We start from the raw sequence: 22,348 nt of genomic DNA, 5'->3' as shown, positions 1-22,348 counted from the left end.
GCATAATTTTGAGTTTAAGAGCTTTAGTTTTAACTTCTACTCGTTGGGAGCAATTCTGGGACAATCTCAATCAGTATGGGTTTCCTGCTGCTGTCTAATAATTGTATTGTATTGAGGTCGCACCCATAGAGATAAACAAAATCAGGACACTTGTGTTCCTATCAAGAAGACCCAACGTAAACAAAACTATCTGAACTGTGTGTGGTATCAAGGATTGTCAAAAAGACCTATGAGGAGTCTTGTTCATTGGTTTACCAACTAACGGTCTAGTTGAGCCGCGCAGTCACACTTTGGCTTTTAGAAATAACCTTGATACGGTCGGCTCCAACGCAGTGTTAGCCATCCGACTGCAAGAGCTAACTAATTGATTAAAGTTAATTGAGATTCTGCAATGTACCGAACTGGTTTAGAAAGTTTTCTAACTTTACCAAGCTCAACCGCTCGATCTAACCACTTACGCATTATCTTCAAATCAGTGTTCTCGAAAATCTTAACTAACTCTTTATCGGTGCGTTCGGTTTTCAAGCTACCTATTATGTATGGCATCATAATTTGAGAAGCATCATATTTTTGGTGTTCGGATTCAATAGGCTCAGCACTCACATGGCTATTTATGCTATTTTTTCCGTTAAAATCAGACTCAAGCATAGGAGCATCTGGCAAAACGACTTCTGAATCAGGTTGGTTATTTACCTTGTTAAAGTCCAGTAAATCCCTGTAATTGTCTAGATGATATTCACTATTTGCTGAAACTGAGCTAATTTCTTGTCCATACAACAAAAAATTTTGAATTGGAAGAGGCTTTACAATTGTTTCGGAAGTAATTTCTCCAGTCTTTATTTGTTCTCTTACTTGCATTAACAAACGTCCAAGCACATTAGCACCAGTAAGAATTTCTTCGTCCTCTGGTTTAGCACCCCAAAAATCATCTTTCCTTGAATCTTCAACAATTGGCAAATCTCCTGTCTCTAGTAGAAGCTCACTAAATTTCTCCCAATTTTGAACAAGTTTTACCTGCAAACACCAACGCATTACTTTTGTTCGGACTATATCCCAGTCAACACGAGAATTATCTCGGTAAGGCTTGCTTTTCATTTTTGCTGTCATGGGACTCCGTTCAGCAATGATTAGTCTTTGGACTTCAGGTAGATGAGGGAAACGACAAGCTTGATAGAGTGCCTCAGAGGTCAAAATCTTGACTCCGTTAACATTTAACAGGTATCCACCTGCCATGTTAGACAACCCACCGAATTTTTCAGCAGTCTTACGAAAAGTAATGCATTCTAGCCTATTGTATGTTCTTGATTCAGGAAGCTTTGCTACTGCTAGCATCTTCAAAACTCCTCCAATTCAGGAATTGGCGTGATGTTAACTGTCCGAGGAAACAGGGGATACCAAGCACTTAATGGGTAAGCTTTACTGGGATCACCCCACCATAATGCCAGTGGGCAGTTATTTGCGATATTACGATATGTTATCAGAATTGCCCCAAATCCTAAAGACTCCAAATAGTCATATCCTAATGGTCGCATACTACTGTTCGGGCTTCTAGGTAGTGAAACAATGTATGCGCCAGCCTTCAAGAATGCGTACTCAATCACTTCACGGGCAGCAGGTGAAGAAAAAATACTGTCCTGAGTTGGCATATTATTAGGACGAAATAAAGGCGGGAAAGATTGATTAGACTTTTGAAGTCGCTGATTATTTACTGCATGAATATATTGATCGACAAATTGATCACCAGAGATTTCATGAGACCAGAAGCAATCAAATCTTGACGGAATCCGTCGTGAGTTGTGAAATTCATACCATTTCCAAAAATGTACTGAAATATTTCTTAGATGTGCTTGCTCCTCAATTTTTCTTTTTGAATACTCAAACCCTTCTGTATGATGTGCAAAAAATATTATGTGTAAAGTTGTTCCATGTATGGCTTTTGGCAACCAAGAAATAATGTCACGTCGCACCCTATTGCCAGAATATAAGCAATCATCAAAATAAATATAAGCAATTGGACTTCTACCACAGTCTTTAATCTCAATTCCATATAGTCTTTGAAGAAGCGAATCGCAAATGCTCAATAAATCGTTTTGACTACTACCTTTTGTTTGGATTTTCAGAAATTTTGTATTTGGCAATTTTTTGGCAGGCTCTGCCCCAAGTAGTCTTTCGGAAATTAACGCTCTATGAATAAAGACTTGAGCCTTTTCATGGGAAATATAGTAGGTTTTCAGAATACGATCTATCTGCTCAAGGATCACCATTTGAGCATTGTCGTCACAACCAAACTTGTCAAACTGAGTTACCCATCTATTCACATGACTTGGATTAATAGTGGGGATCTCGCCCTGTCGATAATCAGCGATTGTTGTTGTGATTGATTGGAGTAAAGCTTCACGCTGGTTAGTCATACTGGCATAAGACCGTAGCTAATTATTCTCTGTTGCCAGCCACTTTACAATACCGTTGCCACAAGTAACTAAAGGAGGGCTAACTATGTATTAGCCAGAATTTTTCTGTCTAATATGACTATATGGTGATTAGGCTGAAAGTCAAGTTTCTGGCTAATCACCCTAATAGGGATGTTATACAGAAAAATTCTGGCTAATTACTCTATATAGTGCATTATACAGAAAAATTCTGGCTAATTATCTAAAGAGCGTGTTAGCCCGACGATATCATGTATTATTTAGGTTAGTTACTTCATAATTACATTCGTTATTCATCTCAATCGTGGCGGTAAGGGCGTGATTAGTCCGCTTGAGCGACTTCTCTAAAAAACTGGCAACTGCAAACAAGAAGGATATTCCGCACCATGAAAAATTTGCTGTGTTGCCTCTACAAAGTCACAGACTGTTGCCTCTGACGGCAACTTTTGTGTATTTGAATGTCGCTCGATCGCAGGAAAAGCCGAACTTGTGATCGCAACACCAATCCGATGCCCTTGAGCAAAATTCTGACAGGTGGGACGCAACTTAATCCGATATTCATTCACCACATCAGATTCAATCCATTCAGGCTCAGTCCATGATTTACGGAACTTAGCGCGTAAAACACCCATCGACACTAGCATTTGCTTACCATCGGGATAAATATCTAAGAGCTTAATCACCCAATCCGTATCAGGAGCAGTAGTAGCCGCATAAAGAATAAATTCGGGAATACCTGCGATCGCTATCTCTTCATCCAGTTCTGCACTCTCATAAACCAATGCATCCCAACGATGATGCACATGACGCTGATCATAGAATCCATAGGGTGTAGCAGGATTGGGATTACGCGGATCGTAGACGTAGATATCGGGTAATTGATGATTGATGATTGGGGGGTGGTCGCTTAGTTGTTTTTGGGAAGAGAGATAGAATACTTTTGTGCGAGTATCTTTTGGGAATTCTGGTAAATCTAGCCAGTGATTTTTGCCCATAAAAAACATTTGAACGGGAGCGCGATCGCAGATTCCATTCTCAATTCCTTTTAACCAAAAATCAAACCAATCCACTTGCAATTGATCAATTTTAGAAACAGCCGCTTCACCAAAATCAATCTCACCGACTTTCGGTAGCCAAGGCATATGCTGCCAAGGTGCAACTACTAAATGCTGCGGTTTCGTAGTTGCGGATTTCGCTTGGTGATAGGTGTTAATCGTCGCCTCAATAAAAATATCTGCCCATCCCGCAATGTGTAAAGCAGGTAAATCATAGCGATCAAAATAACTGAGAGGATTTAGCTGTTGCCAATATTGATCATCAGCTTGCTGATTCCCAATCCAATCAAAAAAGAATTGACCAAAATCTCCAAAAGACTCATTCTTAAATAATTCTATTTCACTTAATGGCACTGTCTCTAACCATTTAGAGAACTGCTTTTGGGCTGCAAACAGGTTGGTTGCTTGTGGTTCTTTTTTTAAATACCATGCTCGATTTTGAGCTAGCTGTAAAGCCCAGCCTAAGTCAAAGTCCAGACAAAGCGCACCACCAAAATAAAACCAACCGTGATACAAGTCCGCCGTTGCCATAGTCGGACAGATTGTAACTAGTCCTTCAGGCTGTTGCACAGCAGCTTGGAATTGGGTTACCCCCTGATAGGAAAATCCATACATTCCTACCTTGCCACTACTGCCTTCTAGTTCCTTTGCACACCATTCCACTGTGTCAAATCCATCATCATATTCGCTAACAAATGGATAGAATTCACCCTCAGAAGTGCCACAACCACGCACATCTTGGATCACGACAATATAGCCTTGGCTGGCATACCAACTAGGATGAGCATAGGTACAACTAGAAGCGATCGCTCGACCATAGGGCAAGCGCATCAATAGCACGGGCAAAGGCGTGTCAACATTTTTGGGTCGATAAATGTCAGCCGTCAAGTTAATGCGATCACGCATGGGGATCTTGACTTGACGCTGAACATTAACTTGAGAATGGAATGAAGTTAATTTAGGAGGCATAAGGATATTCTAGTCCTGTTGCCAATCAGGGAAGATCTTTCTGATTTCAATCAAGAGATCATCAAGTTCTTCTAAAGCTTGGATCACATCGATGCTCAAGCTGCCCAAATTATCTTTGAGAGACAACTGCACCAATAATTCACGCTTGCTAGCGATCACCACAAATCTTTCTTTTAGAGCTTCAGGAGTAGACATATCTTAGGTAGTAGTGAGTTGTTTTGGCTTGGATTTAAGTAATATCTGATGTTACGTGGAAGTTTCTAAGACCCTCACCCCTAGCCCCTCTCCCAAAGGGCGAGGGGAACAAGAATTTTCTGGATTTTGCTCCCCCTCTCCTCTCTGGGAGAGGGGGCTGGGGGGTGAGGGCAATCTTTATTCCACGCAACATCAGTAATATTTTAGCCCAAAAGCTATAGTCCCTAATTCTGAACTTATTTTGGACTGAATAGCCAGCCTTTTTTCCAAAAGTAAAATAGCAATCCGCCAGAAATAGACATAATCAACAGCCAAAAGAACGGATATCCCAACGGCATCTTTAATTCGGGCATATTCCATGGACTCTCTGTATCAAAGTTCATTCCATAGACTCCCGACACGAAAGTAAGAGGAATAAATACCGTTGAGATGACAGTCAAGAAGCGCATGATCTCGTTGGTGCTATTGCTCAAAGATGATAGGTAAATATCCATCAAGTTGGCGGCAAGTTCGCGATAGGTCTCAACCATGTCCATTACCTGTACCGTGTGGTCATAGCAGTCTCTCAAGAAAACCCTTACCTCGCGATCAATCAAAGGGCTTTCTTCGCGAATTAGAGAATTAATTGCGTCACGCTGCGGCCAAATTGCACGACGGAGCAACAAAAGTTCACGCTTGATTTTATGGATTTTATCGAGAGTTTGGCGGGTGGGATTTTCCACCACCTCATCCTGTAAATCTTCGAGACGTTCGCCGTAGTCCTCTAGCACAGGGAAAAATCCATCAACGATCGCATCAATCAAACAATAGGCAAGATAATCAGCCTTTTGCGATCGGATTACCCCACGATTGCGATGAATCCGCTGACGAATTGGCTCAAACACGTCGTTTTCAGGTTCTTCTTGGACGGTAAGGATGTAGTTTTTGCCTAAGATTAAACTTACCTGCTCATCATAAAAACCCCGACCATCTTCACGACTCGTCACCATATGTAGAATGATCAATTCCTGTTCCTCAAAGCTCTCAACCTTGGGGCGTTGAGGAATATTGACAATATCTTCAAGGACTAACTCATGTAATTTAAACACTTTGCCTAAACGTTTTAAGACTTCTTCAGAACCCAAGCCTTGCACATCGACCCATGAGACTGATTGGCTATCTAGATAAGGAAAGCATTCTTCTGGCGTAGCAAGCTGAATGCCTAGAGCTTCATCGGCATTGTAATCAATCAAGAAGATATTGGGAATAGTCGCATCTTCATCAATGATCAGCGTTCCTGGTGGACTACCTGGTTCGGGTTCATTGAAGTCATAAAACTCTAATTCTTCATCATTTTCTTCAGAATCATCTTCGATAGGGCTAGGCTTAAATCTGGCGGGGTTGTGAAGCATGGTGAAGCGGTCATGAAATACACTTGTCAGTGTGCCACATTGTTAAGCCAAGTTCGTCTATGAAAACGCGGATAGTATAGGATTTATTTCTGAGCAGTCTCCTTAAATTACTGGGATTACCATTTTTTAGTCTATGAAATACAAAAGAAATCTAAGCAAGATCAATAAATTTAATTTGTTGGCGATCGCCTCTATTAGCATCTTAAACTCAGCTTTTGCAGTAAAAGCGATCGCGGGATCTTTACCAGATAAAATTCTGTGGGGCAAGCCTACCTGTGATGTGAGCAAGGCGGAAATTTTGCGAAAACATGAATTACGAAAATCAGCTTTAGTCATAAATCCTAGTAACACTAATGCTCAATCGCAATATCAGGCTATTGTCCAAAAACATAAGTCAGAATTACAAGCCTGTCGCGATCGCAGCAAACCCCAAACGCAAGCCACTTGGGTAAGGCTATATCCCAATGATGTTAAGTCAGGCGTTTTGGAGGATGTTTTCGACAAAATGGTAAATCGTGGCTATAACCAAGTTTTTGTCGAAGTCTTTTATGATGGGCGCGTCTTGCTCCCTGTAGCCGATAATCCGACACCTTGGCGATCGGTAATGGAGGAAGCAGTCAAAGCAGGAGAAGTGCCTGCGGATTACGATCTATGGCAAAGAGCGATCGAGATTGGCAGAGAACGAGGACTCAAGGTTTATGGTTGGTCATTTGCAATGAATTTTGGCTATGGCTATAGCGAAATCAGGGGGAAAGCGGGGGCTTTGGCTCTGAATGGTAAAGGGGAAAATAGTATTGCCAATACCAATTTCAATCGCAACTTGGTTAGCAATGGACGTGCTTTTTATGAAGATGCCTATGAAGTTGATCACTTATTTGTCGATCCCTACAGTGCGATCGCTAAAGCCGATCTGACAGCCGCTGTCAATGCTTTGATCAAACGCAATCCTGACGGGATGGTATTTGACTATGTGCGCTATCCCACTAATTCCACGGGTGAATTGATTAATAACGTCAAACAACTTTGGATTCATGGACAATCTTCGCGATCGGCTTTGCTCAATAGCATTGACAATAAAAATGTGCGTGAGCTAATGGCTCTCTATCTCAAAAATGGAGATATCACGGCTGATGATGTGATTCAGACTGAGAAAAAAATGGCGGAAGCGATCAATGTGCAACCGACTAACATTAAAAATCCTAGAGAAACTGCGGCGAACACAAAAAGGCTGCTCTGGAATATTGCTACTAATCACGCTCATCGAGGGGTGATTAATTTTGTGAATACAGTTACTCTTCCCCTCCAGCAAAGTAATATGCCGATTGGCACGGTGTTCTTTCCTAATGGCAATCGTGCTGAGGCAGGTCGGTTCGATCCGAAAATGCAGCCATGGGATCGGTTCCCTAAGTCCATGGAACGTCATCCAATGACCTATGCACTTTGTGCTGATGGTCAATGTGTTGCGGAACAAGTGGCTGAGGTTGTCCGCCAATCTGCCCCTGAGACTTTAGTTTGTCCAATCTTAGCGGGGACTTGGGGACAGGGATTTGATGGACATCCTAGCTTTGAGATTCAAACGCGAGCTATCCTTGCTAGACAACCAAAGATTAATTGCATCAGTCACTTTGTCTATTCATGGATGGAACCTGAAAGCGATCGCCTTCGCAAATTTGGAAAAGCTACAGGCTTAGAACCAGCAACTATCCCCAACTAAATTCAAAGGGAACCTATAGCGTTTTTCAGTCTAGTGAACTATGTGGTTTGCTTTCCCGCCTTTGGCGAGGAAACAAACCTTTGTAAGTAGCACATAATAATTAAAACCTAAAACCAGAAGCTGTCCCGCCCGCTACGCGGGCGGGACAGCTTACTAGGTTAAGCCTTATGGCGTAGCCATTTTGTGTTCTGGTGTAAGCAAGAAATATGCGATCGCGCTATGATGTCAATCTCATCATTCTTACACCAATTACCAAGCAAACCAACCACAAGAAAATCTTTAAAAAGGTTGCAAATCAACCTTTTTAAAGATTTTCTTAGTTTGTGCTTGATCGCAAATTGCTGTAGATAACTAATCAAGGATAATTATGAGCGCAATCTCCATTGACTTTGGTAGTAGCAACACCGTGATTGCACGATGGAATATTGCTACAGATCAACCTGAAACAATGATTTTTGAGGAGCTTAATCGTCCTGCGCCTTTAAATGGGCTTGTACCTTCGTTAATATATGTGCAGAATGCTCAAACGGAAATAGTCGAAATCGGTCAGCGCGTTATCGATCAAGGCAAAGATCGCTCTCAACCAAGATTATTTAGTCAAATCAAACGGCGGTTGGCGGCTAATGTAAATTATGTTCCTAAGCTTGATGGCGTGAAAGTGACACCTGAATGGCTAGGCAGTCAATTTTTACGTGAAATATCAAAGAAACTGCGATCGCAACAAATCTTTCCATCGGAAATCATCTTGACTGCGCCTGTCCAGTCTTACGAAAAATATTTACGCTGGCTAGAGGAATGCAGTAGTGCGATATTTGCGCCAAATTTACCGACATTACCATCACCTCGGATTCGGATTCTTGATGAACCAACGGCTGCTGCTCTCGGTTATGAAGCGATCGCACCTAGTGCTTTAGTGTTAGTCATCGACTTTGGGGGCGGTACATTGGATTTATCACTGGTGCGGCTGCCTAAGGGTGAAAATGTCGCAAAGTGGGGAGAGCAAATCGGTGTCAATCGCAGTGAATGGACAGAATATCAAGCAGAAGCGATCGCCAAAACTGGATATACAATTGGTGGCGAAGATATCGATCAATGGTTAGTCCAAGATTATTTAGAAAGAAGTGAAGATGGCACTAATGGAAGTGAAACAAACAATCTGAATATTCTTAAATTTTTAATGGAACGAATTAAGATTAACCTATCGGAAGTAGAAACCGCTTCCGAAATCTTTTTTGATCTAACTACGCAATCTACTACTGAAATCACCTATAGTCGTCAGCAATTAGAAAAGATACTAGACTATAAAGGTTTTTATCGGGTTCTCCAATCAGCAATCGATGAATTAATCAATCGCGCTTTTAATAAAGGAATTCTCAAAGGTGATATTAAACATATTCTCTTAGTTGGCGGTTGTACATTGATTCCATCGGTGGTTTTGTTTGTCGAAGACTATTTTAAAATGGGGAAAGTTTATAGTCATAAGCCCTTTGAAGCGATCGCCCATGGAGCCTTAATGCTCAGTCAAGGCGTGAGCCTTCAGGACTATCTCTTCCATTCCTATGCGATCCGCTATTGGGATCGTGCTGCGGAGCAATGGAAGTATCAACCCCTATTTCGGCGTGGGCAAGTTTATCCGACTCGTCGCCCCGTAGAGTTACTACTTAGAGCGACCCAACCAAATCAACCCGAAATTGCTCTTACCATTGGCGAAATTGAAAGTCGTCCTACAGGTGCAGCAGAAGTCAGTTTTGATGGAGATCGCCTTGTGATGCAGTTTGATCAAAAAGCCAAAGAAACTTTTCAGCCATTACAGTCTGATGCTAATGGGGCAGGAATGCCACAGGCGATCGCTCTGCTCGATCCTCTTGGTCAGCCCGACTGCGATCGGCTCAAGGTTTTATTTAGCATTAGTGAAAAACGCGAGTTATTGGTTACAGCGATCGATCTACTCACTCAACGCCAATTATTAACTAATCATCCTGTCGCCAAACTGCAATAGTCTTCACCGTTTTTGTGGTGCGGCTTCGCCGCGCCACAAAAACGTTTTTACAGCGCCAGTTCTAATAAAAAGCCCACTCGGCTGTCATAGATTAAAGGCGATCGCCGCCATTCAATTTTTGTACCTAAGCGTAAATTATTCGTAATTGCATAACTAGAAGCCAAGGTAGTCGTACTCATCTCCAGACTGCCACTGGGAGATGTAAAAGTATGGCTCAGTCGCAAATCCGAACTTTGGGGTGATAAAACTAAAATTCCCTGCAATCCTAAGTCTAATCCTGAAATTTGGGGACGATCTAGTTGATTAAATTGGCGATATCCCACAATTGGCGAAACATTCCAATAGGAACCTAATGGCAGAACATAGTAACGAATATTTGCTTGAAGTTCACTCTCACGACCACTAAACTCGGTTTGATAGCTACCACTGATAGTCAAAGGCGATCGCCCCACAAACAGATCCTCAACTCCCGCCTCAACACCCAAAGAATTATCGCGTGAGGTAAGTCCAACCCGCAGCTTGGTATTAAAGCTAGGAATACTATAAATATCTTCTAAAAGATTAGGCGGTTGATCTAACCAACGCTGTAATACAGGACTACTCTCGATCACTTGCCGATCTATTTCTAAATCATTGGCTCGCTGTGACATTTTGGCATCGCCATAGGCTGCGGTGCTAATACCAAAGAAAGAAATTGCAGCTATCGCGATCGCCCAAGTTTTTGTCATAGATTTTCAGACTGTCTGCCAAAGGTTAAATTAATAAGTAAGCATACATAGATAATTATGCACGCATATTCTCGTATTCAGCCCCTAGATTCAACCGCCAAAATACCTTTTAGCCAAAGTAGCAACAGCTATAGTTTTGCCGCAATTCTCATTATGAAACCGATTTTGGTGTTTCCAGCGCCTTCGGCGCTGGAAACACCAAAATCGGTTTTTTGAAAGCCCGCCAACGGCGGGCTTTCAAAAAACCGATTTTTATAATGAAAATTACTGATAGTTTTGAGTAGCACTAAACACTACTAGAAGTTTTTGATTATCCTAGTAATATTTGGCGGTAATTTTGGCGCAAAATATTATAGGCAATGAGGGCGATAAAAATGCGTAGGTCAGGTTGGGTTGTTGGTTGGGTTTTGATCAGCCTGTCTATTGGCTCCGAAAGTTGGGCGATCGACAAGTCAACGGATCGTCAAGGCATTGATGCACGCACCTTACAACAACCACCCTACAACCTGACTGGCAAAGATATATTTGTTGGACAAGTTGAGCTAAGTCGTCCTAGTCGTTTTGCAGTAGATAAAATTTCCAATAAACTTTTACAACTTGATCGCATAATTGTTCAGCCCTACGAAGTCTTTTTTCGTGATGGTAAAGCAATCCCTAATCGCAATGTCGATGATCACTCAGCCCAAGTTGCCGCAGTAATCATTAGCCAACATAAAATTCGGCGTGGTGTTGCCCCAGACGCTAGATTGCTATCTTCGGCATATTCTCAACGCCGTCAAGATGGACAACCTGAAGCTTGCATTGCCGCTCAACATGTCGCTCGACAATACAACAGTACCGTTCGCGCCATAAATTTTAGCTTTGGTGAACTCCTCAGCGAAGATCCGCGCCCCAAAGCAACACTCGATGGTGGAGCTTTACTAACCCTATGCGTTGATTGGATTTCCTCTACCTATAACACTTTGCCAATTGTGGCTGGAAACCAAGGTAAAGGTGGTATACCAATTCCCACCGATCTTTACAACGGCTTTACTGTTGGGTTTACTCGTGAAGTCAATGGCATTTATCGCCAGCTAGATCGCGGCAATCTGATTGATGAGCCATATCTCGATCGCAACAGCAATGGCAAGTACGATCAAGGTGAAGTCTTTAGTGACCTGAATAAAGATCAGAAATGGACGGCAGGAGTTGAAAGCCCCATTGATGGCAGAAGATCGATGGCGATACTAGCCCCCGGCAATAACCTCCAACTACCTACCTTGCAGGGTAAATTCAAAAATGCTAATGGCTCTAGTTTTGCGACTCCCCATGTGGTTGGGGCGATCGCCCTATTGCATGAATATGCTAATCGTCAAATTGCAAGCGGCAAATGGAGCATTGACGCACGTCGCCATGAGCTAATCAAAGCCGTATTAATTAACTCTGTTGACAAGATCCAAGATCGCGGCGATGGCAAAATCCTCGGTATGTCTAAGACCATTCTTGATGCATTTGGCAAAACATGGCTCGACACCGAAGCCTATCCAAATCGGGCGATCCCCCTTAGTCGCAGTCTTGGCGCAGGACAACTCAATGCCTATCGAGCTTTTCAACAATATCAAGCAGGACAGCAATCTCCAATTAATGGATCAGGTAATATTTCGGCGATCGGTTGGGACACAAATATTGTTGAAGCTGATAAATATCAAGAATATGTCTTTAGCGATCCGTTAGTTGCCGATAGCTTTATTTCGGCAACCCTAACTTGGGATCGCCAAGTCAAGCTAAACGACAAAAATGGTAATGGATTATTTGATATTGGCGAAGGCTTTACCGATCAAGGCTTTAATAAAATTGAGTTGTACTTAATGCGATCATCCGATACCGATATTTCTCAAAGTATCTGGTCATCGGTAAGTCAAATTGACAACTTACAGCATATTTTCATAAAAATCCCCACCACAGGCAAATACAAACTCAGAGTTGTATTTAAATCACCCCAGACAAATAACTTAAATCAGCGCTACGGCTTAGCTTGGTGGGCAAAATCCACATAAAAAGCCTCGCGTCGCGAGGCTTTTTATCCCAAAACATAACTCTTTAAAAGATAGTGCGGCGCGAAGCGCCACACTACATCACTATCACTATTTAGGTGCAGATGCGTTAGGACGCACAAAAGCAGCATCTACAAAACCTAGCTCAAATAACTGTTGATAGGCTTGTGCACCCAAATCACGAGTTGGAGCTTGGCTACGAATTAACTGAATTAGCAAAGGTACAGCTAATTCAGGCTGATTTTTAGCCCGATAGACTACAGCAAGCTGATAAGTCGCCTCATCGCGTAACTGAGCCGTTTGTAGAGCCTTACGACGATGACTATCAGAAATGCGATTATCAATTCCTGAAAAACTCGTCGTTAACTCTTGATAAAAATTTGATAACTGGTTAAACACTTGACGGGCATCTTGCAACTTAGTGACAGCTTGATCGTAATTTTGCTGACTAATTGCGGTCATCGACTCCGACATCAATCGCTGTCCACCCGAAATACTAAACACACTACTCTCAAGAGAATTGGGCTTAGTCGGCTCTACAGGCTGAGCTTGGGGAGAAGCGACGGGCTGTGACTGGGCTAGAAGTTGTTCTGCTGAAGCAGAATTTGGCGCGATCGCTCCTAGAGACAGCAAAGCAGCAGAGACAAGAGAAGCAACTGCGGCTGGGAAAGCAAACTGAAACGGGCGAGGCTTAGCGAAAGATGTGGACATAGGTTGCAAATTCTGGATGCTCACAAAAAGTAATGAGTTTTAGGAGACCACTTAGTTCTAAAAAATAAATTTAAAATTAAAGATTTAATTTAATTTTTTAATTTAATTTTTTAAGCATTCGTCTAAAACTTTTTGCTATGGTAACACCCCACCATAGACGAAATACCTATTAAAAGTATCCGCCAAAAAGTATAGGAGGGTGATTTCTGCTGCCACACACAGCCTATTGAGGCTTTAGGCGGTTCAAAGAAATTTTTGAAATCGCGGCTTTGCTGTGATTTCAAAAATTTCTTTGGGTTTTAATTCAGTTCAAAGCGCCATACCTATTTGTTGAAGAGTTGTAAAGCAAATGTGACATCTTGCGTGATATGCTTAGCAACGGTGTAGGCAGCTACATCCAAGTTTTTGGACACCCATTTTCGTTACTATCCTCAGTAACAGTTCTTCACTCAAATCACTCAAATAATCAGCAAATCTCGCTAAAAAGCAGCCACTAAAAGTCAACAGTGAAGATCATTCCCGCAAAAAACAGTACAGTTTCGCAGACGGTTGTAGAAACCTCATCCACATCAGTGTCTGATGGCATGGAAGAGTACAACCGCCTCAAATTTAAGCTGTTAGTACTTACCCTCGCTTCTGGAGTCATTATTGGCTTAGTAGTGTGGTTTTGGTATGGATGGACGATCGCTCTCAGTTATGCTGTTGGGGCAGTGGTTGGCGCGGTTTATTTCAGAATGCTGACCAAGAGCGTAGACCGATTGGGTGGTGAGTCCAACCGTCTCGGTTTTTCTCGCCTTGGTTTATTTGTAATTCTGATTGCGATCGCTGCCAAATCAGATCAATTGGAAATTCTGCCCGCATTCTTCGGCTTTATGACCTATAAAGTAGCTGTTTTAGTGATTCTTGCTCAAGATTTGAGCAATGGGTTCCATTCTCGCTGATTTGACCTCCTACAGGTTGTAACATATCGAACATGATTGATCCAGTATCTTTTGGCTATGCAATGAGCCATCAAACCAGTCTTGCCGCGCTAGAAGTGGGCAAACACTTTTATTGGCAGTTCGGTAACTTTACGGTACATGGTCAAGTATTAATCGTGAGCTGGGTTGTAATGGGTGCAGTACTAGTTGCTGGACTTATTGGAGCTAGCACCGCTAAAGCTGACCAGCGTGTTCCCGCAGGTTTTCAAAATTTCATGGAATATGCTCTGGAATACGTTCAGGGCATCGCTAAAGACCAGATTGGCGAAAAGCACTATAGAGAATGGGTGCCATTTGTTGGTAGTCTATTCTTGTTTATCTTCGTATCAAACTGGTTAGGAGCGCTAGTTCCTTGGAAATTGATCGAATTGCCAGAGGGCGAACTTGCTGCCCCGACAAGCGACATCAATACCACGATCGCCCTAGCATTATTAGTCTCCCTAGCCTATTTCTATGCTGGATTGAGCAAGCGTGGTTTGGAATACTTCACTAGATATGTCCAAGCCTCTCCGTTTCTCCTTCCTTTATGGGTTCTTGAAGATTTCACAAAACCCCTTTCGCTAAGCTTCCGTCTTTTCGGAAACATCCTTGCGGATGAGCTGGTTGTGGGGGTCATGGTTCTCCTCGTGCCTTTGTTTGTGCCTCTGCCATTGATGATTCTGGGATTATTTACCAGTGCCATCCAAGCATTGATTTTTTCTACGCTGGCAGCGTCATACATCGGTGAAGCGATGGAAGGGCATGGTGATGAAGGACATGAGCATTAAGTTCATTTACTTCAAAATAATTGATTCAAGCGATTGATTCGGGAAGTTTACTTCCCATATATGTAAACCAATAACAATAATCTAAGAAAGGAAAAAGAACGTGATTGATCCATTAGTAGCCTCAGCATCCGTAATCGCCGCTAGTATCGCCGTTGGTCTTGGTGCAGTTGGACCTGGTATTGGTCAAGGTACAGCAGCAAGCCGCGCTGTAGAAGGTATTGCTCGTCAGCCTGAAGCTGAAGGCAAAATCCGTGGCACACTATTGTTGAGCTTGGCTTTCATGGAAGCTCTTACTATTTACGGTCTGGTTGTTGCCCTTGTATTGCTATTTGCTAACCCCTTCGCCTAATAGCTCTAGCATCACAAAGAAGCTAAGTATAGCCATCCTGTAATTGTGGATCATCCTTAGCTTCTTTGTACATCTAGATAATCGCCTTTGGTGATTGCAATTCGTAATCGCACTAGAAAGAGTGCTGTTTCAGCAATATAACTATGACAATTTGGAACCTTTTTTCAACTGTTCTCATGGCTGCGGAAGCAGTAGAACATAAAGGCGGCTTGTTTGATATCAATGCCACGCTTCCAATTATGGCGGTGCAGTTTATTGTTTTCGTAGCGCTTCTCAACGTTATTTTCTTTAAGCCTCTAACCAAAGCGATCGACGATCGCGATGATTATGTTAGAGACCAAATTATCGGAGCAAAAGAACGCCTCGAAAAGTCAGAACTAGTTGTTAAGCAATATGAGCAAGAGCTTGCTACTGCTCGTAAAGCGACTCAAAACATTTTGGCTACCGCTCAAGCGGATGCAAACAAGATTCGTAAAGAACGTATTGATGCTGCTGTTGCTGAGGCGCAAGCCAAGGTTGCCAGCGCAAAAGCAGAAATCGACAAGCAAAAGCAGGATGCTACTGCATCTTTGGATGCGGAAGTGGAGTCTCTCAGTCGCCAAGTTCTAGAAAAGCTACTAGGTAACTTAGTAAGATCCTAGTTTTAGTCTTTATATTCCTAGATAGTTCTTGTCTGGCTTCTTGCCATTGAGTAATAGAAATAACGTTTATGATTAGAAATTTCGTCTTACTTGCAAGTGAAGCGGTAGAGCATTCAGGATTCGGACTAAACACCGATATTCTGGAAACTAACGTAATCAACTTAGTGATCGTTATCGGTCTTTTGATCTATGCAGGTCGCGGTTTCTTAGGCAAAATTCTCTCAGCGCGTTTGGAGTCAATCCAATCGGCGATCGCTGATGCAGAAAAGCGCCAAAAGGATGCATCGGATAAGCTTGCCGTACAACAAGGAAAATTAGCTCAGGCAAAAACTGAAGCTGATAACCTACGTCAAAAAGCTGAAGCTGATGCAAAACACGCGGCTGATTTAATTTTGGCAACAGTTGATGCAGATATTGCGCGGTTGCGTGAATCTGCCGATCAAGAGATTGCTACCGAACAAGATCGTGTAATCGTGCAGCTGCGTCAGCAAGTTGCCGAAAAAGCTCTTGCGAGTGTGCAGTCTTACTTTGATCGCGGTTTGAGTGAATCCACTCAAATTGAATTGATTGACCGTAGCATTGCCCTTTTGAGTTCTGACTAGGAGAAAACATGAAATCTAGTTCTGTTAGTCAAGCAGTTGTGTCTCCCTATGCTGAGGCTTTGATGTCCTTAGCGCAAGAGCAGAATAATTTGGATGCGATCGCTAAAGATGTGCGCTTTGTTGGCAACACTCTTAGTGATTCTGTTGAGTTAAGCCAACTTTTTGCTAGTCCCCTAATTGGCGCAAATGTCAAAAAAGGCGTAATTGAAAGTGTGTTTGGTTCGCAAGTTGATGCTGTCACCAAAAGCTTTTTGCTTCTATTAGTAGATCGCAAACGCATTGCTTTTCTCGGTGAAATCATCAGTGAGTTCAAGTCATTGTTGCGTGTAATCGATCAAGTATCCCTTGCTGAAGTTACATCGGCGTTGAAATTGAGCAGAGCGCAAGAAGCCACCATTTGCGATCGCGTCAAAGCGATGACCAAATCCAAGAGTGTTGAACTCGCCGTGACCATCAATCCCGACTTAATCGGTGGTGTAATCATCAAAGTTGGCTCTCAAGTAGTAGATGCCAGCATTCGCGGACAACTACGCCGACTAAAAAGCAGCCTAACCGCAGGCGTTTAGAAGTAAAAAGGTAAAAGGAAAAGGGAAAAAAGTAATCACCAATTCCCTATCACCAATTATCAAAAGCTAAAAGCTAAAAGCTAATAGCTAAATCCCCAAAATATTAAAAACAAATCGATCGCTGATAACTGGTAAAACACAACTATGGTTAGCATCAGACCTGACGAAATAAGCAATATTATCAAGCAGCAAATTGCTAATTATAACCAAGAGCTGCAAGTTTCCAACGTTGGTACTGTCCTGCAAGTCGGTGACGGTATCGCTCGTGTCTACGGCTTGGAACAGTGCATGGCTGGCGAGTTGCTGGAATTTGAAGATGGTACTGTCGGCATTGCGCTGAACCTTGAAGAAGACAACGTTGGTGTTGTGTTGATGGGTGAAGGTCGTAAAATCGCTGAAGGTAGCTCGGTAAAAGCAACTGGTCGCATTGCCCAGATTCCCGTAGGCGAAGCATTTATTGGTCGCGTTGTTGATGGGTTGGCTCAACCTATCGATGGCAAAGGCGAAATCAAAGCAACCGAAACTCGTTTAATCGAATCTCCTGCCCCTGGCATTATTGCTCGTAAATCCGTATTTGAACCTCTGCAAACTGGTATTACCGCGATCGACGCGATGATTCCTGTTGGTCGTGGTCAACGCGAATTGATCATTGGTGACCGCCAAACAGGTAAAACTTCCGTTGCGGTAGACACAATCATCAACCAAAAAGGTCTAGATTGTATCTGCGTATATGTAGCGATCGGGCAGAAAGCTTCTACCGTTGCTAACGTAGTTAACAAGCTCCGCGAAAGTGGCGCAATGGAATACACGATCGTCGTTATGGCAAGCGCCAACGATCCTGCTACCTTGCAATACCTCGCTCCTTACACTGGCGCAGCTTTGGCTGAGTACTTCATGTACAAAGGCAAAGGCACTTTGATCGTATATGATGACTTGTCCAAACAAGCTCAAGCCTATCGCCAAATGGCTCTCTTGCTCCGTCGCCCACCAGGTCGTGAAGCATATCCTGGAGACGTATTCTACTTACACTCTCGCTTGCTCGAACGTGCAGCGAAGTTGAGTGATGAACTCGGTGGTGGCTCGATGACAGCATTGCCAATCATCGAAACCCAAGCTGGTGACGTATCTGCTTACATTCCTACCAACGTAATTTCGATTACCGATGGTCAAATCTTCTTATCCTCTGACCTCTTCAACGCTGGTATTCGTCCTGCGATTAACCCTGGTATCTCGGTATCCCGTGTTGGTTCCGCAGCACAAATCAAGGCCATGAAACAGGTTGCAGGTAAGATCAAACTAGAACTAGCTCAGTACGATGACCTCGTAGCTTTCGCTCAGTTCGCGTCTGACTTAGACAAAACCACTCAAGCTCAACTAGCTCGTGGTCAACGTCTTCGTGAAATTCTCAAGCAACCTCAATACTCGCCATTGCCTGTTGGCGATCAAGTAGCGATTATCTACACCGCGATTAATGGCTATCTTGATGAACTCGAAGTTTCTCAAGTTGGTGCATTTAACAAGGGACTGCGTAATTACTTGGCAACCAGCAAGCCTAGGTATGGTGAAATCATCACGGCTGAGAAGAAGCTCTCTGATGAAGCAGAAACCATCTTGAAGGAAGCACTTGTTGAATACAAGAAGACCTTCTTGGCTTCTGTGTAATTCATACATCAAGCTAATAAAACAAGCTAATAAAAAAGAGGGCATATGCCCTCTTTTTTATGGAAAATGAAATTTAAACTTTGTGATATGCTGCTAGGCTAGTAGTCTTTTGTTCTCCGATGTCTAATTTACCGCATCCAGTTCAATATCAGGGTAGCAAGAGAAATCTCGCCTCATTTATTCTTGGGTTTTTCCCTGACAAAATAGATAGGTTGGTTGAGCCTTTTGCGGGGACTGCATCAATTAGTATTGCGACTTCTGCGAATCAATTCGCATCAAGATTTTGGTTAAACGATCTTAATAAGCCCTTAATTGAATTACTCCAGTTAATTATTGATAATCCCTGTGCGATCGCTGATACTTACGCAAGTATCTGGGAAGAGCAGCATCATAATTCGATTAATCACTATTTTGAAATTAGAACAAGGTTTAATCAAACTAATGATCCAAAATTGTTTTTATATTTATTAGCTAGATGTGTAAAAGGTTCGGTACGTTATAACTCTGAAGGTTTATTTAATCAGAGTCCAGATAAGAGACGCAAAGGAACAATTCCTGCAACGATGCGTAAAAATATTTCAGGGGTTTCTAGCCTATTAAAAGGTAAATGTCAATTTACAGCTTGGGATTATCGCAAAGTATTAACGGAAGTCAAAAGAACTGATTTGGTTTATCTCGATCCGCCTTATCAGGGTGTATGTGGAAATAGAGATTCCAGATATTTATCGGGTATTGATTTTGATGAATTTGTTCTCGCTCTTGAGAGTCTCAATGATCGGGGCATTAGGTTTGTAATTAGTTATGATGGGAAGTTAGGGGATAAGACGTTTGGGCAGATTTTGCCTGAGAGATTGGCTCTTAAGAGAATTGAAATTGAAGTTGGGAGATCGTCACAGTCAACTTTATTAGGTAGAGCAGAAAAAACTATTGAGTCTTTGTATTTATCGCCAAATCTCATTCAGGATAAATTGATCGATTTATCTAGATATAGGCGTGAACAGCCTAGACAATTGACGTTAGTGTAAAAAATGGATAGCTCTCAGTCATTACCCGATGATTTTTTACAGCTTTGTCAGTCTGTGACTGCAAAAAGACCAAAAGCTGTAATTGACCACATTCTCCAATATGGTTTTATTACGACTGAAGATTTGAAGGAAACCTATGGTTATAATCATCCGCCGAGAGCTGCTAGGGATGTACGCGAGCATGGTATTCCCTTAGAAACTTTTCGGGTGCTTGGAAGCGATGGCAGAAAAATTGCTGCCTATAGATTTGGAGATATTAGCAAGACAAGATTTTCGAGGTTGTCTGGTCGGACAGGTTTATCGAAACAGATTAAGGATGAGTTGGTTAAGAAGTATGGTTGTCGCTGTTTTATCTATTTAGAGGAGGTAGATGAGCGGGAGTTACAAATCGATCATCGTGTCCCTTTTGAGGTTGATGGTGAACCAGATTTAGCGCCTGAAAACTTTATGCTTTTGTGTGGTTCGGCAAATCGAGCTAAGTCTTGGGCTTGTAAGCATTGCCAAAATTGGATTGAGCTTAAGGATAAGTCTATTTGTTTGTCATGTTACTGGGCATATCCAGAAAATCATCTGCATATTGCAATGCGACAGGTGAGACGAATTGATCTCTTGTGGGAGGGTGATGAGGTGGCTGATTATGATGCGTTGAGGCAAAGAGCGGTGAGTTTAGATAAGGCGATTTCTGAGTTTGTTAAGGAAATTATTGAACGGGAAATTAGTCTTGATGAAGATTAGGTATTTTGCAGACGCGGATATTATTTGTATTGTTATCTTTCAAAATCCACCTATAAAAACGCGATATTTATAAGATAATAGGTTATTAGATGAAGATAGATAAGCTTAGCATTATGACGATTAAACACGCTAAACAAAGGTTATGTATTCCAGAGGTTGCTTATCAATAGATTGCTACACAAAAATCATTACTGTACCTAAATAACAAAGAATATGATTTTTAGAGAACAATCAATTTCATAGACATATTTCCCCTACAGACTAGAATTATTTTATGATGCAATACAACCCTCCAAAACTTGCCTTTAAGGAAGAGTTTGCCCGTTTTTTAGAAAATCCAAGTCGCGAATCTTTGCGCCTTGTAGTACAAAATCAAATAGGAGAACAGAATGAGCTAGACTTCAAAGAAATGTGGAATGAAAAAGAAAAAACTATTATAGCAAAACATATTTTAGCTTTTGCTAACACGAACTCAGGCTGCATTATTTTTGGTGTATCAGAGAAAGAAGATAAAACATTTGATATTAAAGGCTTAGCAAATTTAATAGATAAAACTGAGATTAAGAACAGAGTAAAAAAGTATATTCCAGAATCAGTACTGTATGATATTTACGACTTTGACTACTCAGAATCTGAATATTCAAAGTTAACTGGAAAGAAGTTCCAAGTCTTACATGTTAATTACAATCCCAATATTATCCCAGTTCTTGCTATTGCTGAGGGGGATTCATTAAGACCTAATGCAGTGTATATAAGACACAATAACAGCTCATCCGAGGCTAATTATAGCCAACTGCAATCGATGATCAATAAAAGAATTGAAGATTCAAGGCAACCTACTAAAGGAAGAGCTTTAAAAGAACATTTATCTGAATTAGAGGCTTTATATGAAAAAAACAGTCGATTTGCTTCTATCAGATCCCCATTTGAAACTAGTTTGAAAGCAGATTTCTACAAGTTTATTGATAAGATGATTGCCAAAAAACAGGAGATAATTGAAAGAATTATTAACAGTAGTTTGTAATAGTAAACCAGTATTATTGCTGACAAACAATATTTTAATTTAATGTAATTTAGCTAATACGAATCTTGTTAAAACTGCTTGTTTGAAGTAAAGGTAGCTAGATTTTGCTTATGGCAACTTGACTAATAGGGTGATCGCCTAATTTTAAATTTTAGCGAATAGGCGATCGCTGTTTTGCAAATTGAATGAATAGGCGATCGCTATAGCTTAAATCTCTATGCCAACAGGAAAATTATCATCAAAAATTTGAGCGATCGAATAAGAGCAATCTTTTGGCAAATCTTTATAATCTAGAGGTGTTTCTCTTACTACTAAATCTAAAGCGGACTCATAGCCATCGGCGATCGCTTCATCTAGGTAAGACCTCAAACTAGGATTTTTTTTGATTAACTTTTTAATCTCACGGCGTTGCTCTCTGATTGTTGATCGCCAACTCTTGCCACGTAAATTGGGTTGCAAATCCCACTTGAGTAAATGTGCCAATAAAACCCCCAAACGGTTCTCCAATTCAGACCTCTTCTGATTACCCAAGGATTCTATCTCTTCCGCTAAATTCTCTAAATCTAAATCATCCAACTTACCTAAGCGTAAACGCTTGACCTGTTCAACCGTCCAATTATAAAAATCAGATTCATAAAGTACTGTTGCAGAAGTGTTGAATCAAAAGTGAAGAAACACCAAAAATGGATACACTACACCTATCAAAATAGTGATTTCAGCTTAAAATCACTATCCTCCTAAACCAATGTAAGTAGCTAATATTCTCACACATA

General features: G+C 41.6%; 21 protein-coding genes and 1 pseudogene. 14 read left to right on the top strand and 8 right to left on the bottom strand.

What is annotated here, in order from left to right:
* Window positions 1-239: 239 nt before the first annotated feature.
* Window positions 240-368 carry a hypothetical protein gene (locus VB775_RS25680; protein WP_281007343.1) on the top strand — a complete coding sequence of 43 codons (129 nt, stop codon included), beginning with the start codon at window positions 240-242 and terminating at the stop codon, window positions 366-368.
* Here the strand turns inward: VB775_RS25680 and VB775_RS25675 are convergent.
* The 5 genes from VB775_RS25675 to corA all read right to left on the bottom strand — a co-directional run bounded on the left by VB775_RS25675 (window position 361) and on the right by corA (window position 6,039).
* A complete protein-coding gene (locus tag VB775_RS25675) occupies window positions 361-1,332 on the bottom strand; it encodes an NADAR family protein (RefSeq protein WP_281007344.1) in 972 nt (323 codons plus the stop codon). The two genes, VB775_RS25680 and VB775_RS25675, sit on opposite strands and share 8 nt — an antisense overlap.
* A gap of 2 nt (window positions 1,333-1,334) precedes the next feature.
* Window positions 1,335-2,411: a hypothetical protein gene (locus VB775_RS25670; protein ID WP_281007345.1), complete on the bottom strand. Its 1,077-nt coding sequence runs from the start codon at window positions 2,409-2,411 to the stop codon at window positions 1,335-1,337.
* 362 nt (window positions 2,412-2,773) lie between these two features.
* A complete protein-coding gene (locus VB775_RS25665) occupies window positions 2,774-4,453 on the bottom strand; it encodes a CocE/NonD family hydrolase (protein ID WP_281007346.1) in 1,680 nt (559 codons plus the stop codon).
* A gap of 9 nt (window positions 4,454-4,462) precedes the next feature.
* Complete coding sequence (locus VB775_RS25660) at window positions 4,463-4,648, bottom strand: hypothetical protein (RefSeq protein WP_281007347.1); 186 nt, start codon at window positions 4,646-4,648, stop codon at window positions 4,463-4,465.
* A gap of 236 nt (window positions 4,649-4,884) precedes the next feature.
* Window positions 4,885-6,039, bottom strand: coding sequence for a magnesium/cobalt transporter CorA (gene corA, locus VB775_RS25655; protein WP_281007348.1), 1,155 nt, complete (start codon window positions 6,037-6,039; stop codon window positions 4,885-4,887).
* Between the two features lie 133 nt (window positions 6,040-6,172).
* On the opposite strand from corA, the gene VB775_RS25650 reads away from it, so the two are divergent.
* Both VB775_RS25650 and VB775_RS25645 read left to right on the top strand, forming a co-directional pair.
* Complete coding sequence (locus tag VB775_RS25650) at window positions 6,173-7,753, top strand: hypothetical protein (RefSeq protein ID WP_281007349.1); 1,581 nt, start codon at window positions 6,173-6,175, stop codon at window positions 7,751-7,753.
* 367 nt (window positions 7,754-8,120) lie between these two features.
* Window positions 8,121-9,752: an Hsp70 family protein gene (locus tag VB775_RS25645; protein WP_281007350.1), complete on the top strand. Its 1,632-nt coding sequence runs from the start codon at window positions 8,121-8,123 to the stop codon at window positions 9,750-9,752.
* A 47-nt stretch (window positions 9,753-9,799) separates the two neighbouring features.
* Here VB775_RS25645 and VB775_RS25640 read toward each other — a convergent pair whose 3' ends face one another.
* The gene (locus tag VB775_RS25640; RefSeq protein ID WP_281007351.1) at window positions 9,800-10,480 is read right to left on the bottom strand and encodes a hypothetical protein; all 681 of its coding nucleotides are present in this window, start codon (window positions 10,478-10,480) and stop codon (window positions 9,800-9,802) included.
* 374 nt (window positions 10,481-10,854) lie between these two features.
* Between VB775_RS25640 and VB775_RS25635 the strand changes: the two genes are divergently transcribed.
* A complete protein-coding gene (locus tag VB775_RS25635) occupies window positions 10,855-12,516 on the top strand; it encodes a S8 family serine peptidase (RefSeq protein ID WP_323217115.1) in 1,662 nt (553 codons plus the stop codon).
* 87 nt (window positions 12,517-12,603) lie between these two features.
* Here the strand turns inward: VB775_RS25635 and VB775_RS25630 are convergent, their stop codons facing one another.
* Window positions 12,604-13,224, bottom strand: coding sequence for a hypothetical protein (locus VB775_RS25630; protein ID WP_281007353.1), 621 nt, complete (start codon window positions 13,222-13,224; stop codon window positions 12,604-12,606).
* 506 nt (window positions 13,225-13,730) lie between these two features.
* On the opposite strand from VB775_RS25630, the gene VB775_RS25625 reads away from it, so the two are divergent.
* From VB775_RS25625 to VB775_RS25580, 10 genes are all read left to right on the top strand, one after another.
* Window positions 13,731-14,165 (top strand): ATP synthase subunit I, encoded by a 435-nt coding sequence (locus VB775_RS25625; RefSeq protein WP_190576212.1) that lies wholly within the window; start codon window positions 13,731-13,733, stop codon window positions 14,163-14,165.
* Window positions 14,166-14,197: 32 nt separating this feature from the next.
* Window positions 14,198-14,971 carry a F0F1 ATP synthase subunit A gene (gene atpB / locus VB775_RS25620; RefSeq protein WP_094535394.1) on the top strand — a complete coding sequence of 258 codons (774 nt, stop codon included), beginning with the start codon at window positions 14,198-14,200 and terminating at the stop codon, window positions 14,969-14,971.
* 103 nt (window positions 14,972-15,074) lie between these two features.
* Entirely contained in the window at window positions 15,075-15,320 is a 246-nt protein-coding gene (atpE, locus tag VB775_RS25615; protein ID WP_094535410.1) for an ATP synthase F0 subunit C, read from the top strand.
* 143 nt (window positions 15,321-15,463) lie between these two features.
* Window positions 15,464-15,961 carry a F0F1 ATP synthase subunit B' gene (locus VB775_RS25610; RefSeq protein ID WP_094535393.1) on the top strand — a complete coding sequence of 166 codons (498 nt, stop codon included), beginning with the start codon at window positions 15,464-15,466 and terminating at the stop codon, window positions 15,959-15,961.
* A gap of 68 nt (window positions 15,962-16,029) precedes the next feature.
* Entirely contained in the window at window positions 16,030-16,563 is a 534-nt protein-coding gene (locus tag VB775_RS25605; RefSeq protein ID WP_281007354.1) for a F0F1 ATP synthase subunit B, read from the top strand.
* Window positions 16,564-16,571: 8 nt separating this feature from the next.
* Entirely contained in the window at window positions 16,572-17,129 is a 558-nt protein-coding gene (atpH, locus tag VB775_RS25600; protein ID WP_281007355.1) for an ATP synthase F1 subunit delta, read from the top strand.
* Window positions 17,130-17,273: 144 nt separating this feature from the next.
* A complete protein-coding gene (gene atpA / locus VB775_RS25595) occupies window positions 17,274-18,791 on the top strand; it encodes a F0F1 ATP synthase subunit alpha (protein WP_281007356.1) in 1,518 nt (505 codons plus the stop codon).
* 119 nt (window positions 18,792-18,910) lie between these two features.
* Complete coding sequence (locus VB775_RS25590) at window positions 18,911-19,816, top strand: DNA adenine methylase (RefSeq protein ID WP_281007357.1); 906 nt, start codon at window positions 18,911-18,913, stop codon at window positions 19,814-19,816.
* A gap of 3 nt (window positions 19,817-19,819) precedes the next feature.
* Window positions 19,820-20,551, top strand: coding sequence for an HNH endonuclease (locus VB775_RS25585; RefSeq protein ID WP_281007358.1), 732 nt, complete (start codon window positions 19,820-19,822; stop codon window positions 20,549-20,551).
* A gap of 274 nt (window positions 20,552-20,825) precedes the next feature.
* A complete protein-coding gene (locus VB775_RS25580) occupies window positions 20,826-21,575 on the top strand; it encodes a helix-turn-helix domain-containing protein (protein ID WP_281007359.1) in 750 nt (249 codons plus the stop codon).
* A gap of 207 nt (window positions 21,576-21,782) precedes the next feature.
* Here the strand turns inward: VB775_RS25580 and VB775_RS25575 are convergent.
* A pseudogene (locus VB775_RS25575) lies at window positions 21,783-22,214 on the bottom strand (DUF29 domain-containing protein); the annotation flags it as partial.
* Between the last annotated feature and the right edge of the window lie 134 nt (window positions 22,215-22,348).

This window comes from Pseudanabaena sp. CCNP1317 (assembly GCF_034931345.1).
Taxonomy (GTDB): domain Bacteria; phylum Cyanobacteriota; class Cyanobacteriia; order Pseudanabaenales; family Pseudanabaenaceae; genus Pseudanabaena; species Pseudanabaena galeata.
The sequence above is the reverse complement of the archived record's forward strand: the minus strand, read 5'-3'. Positions and strand labels throughout refer to the sequence as shown.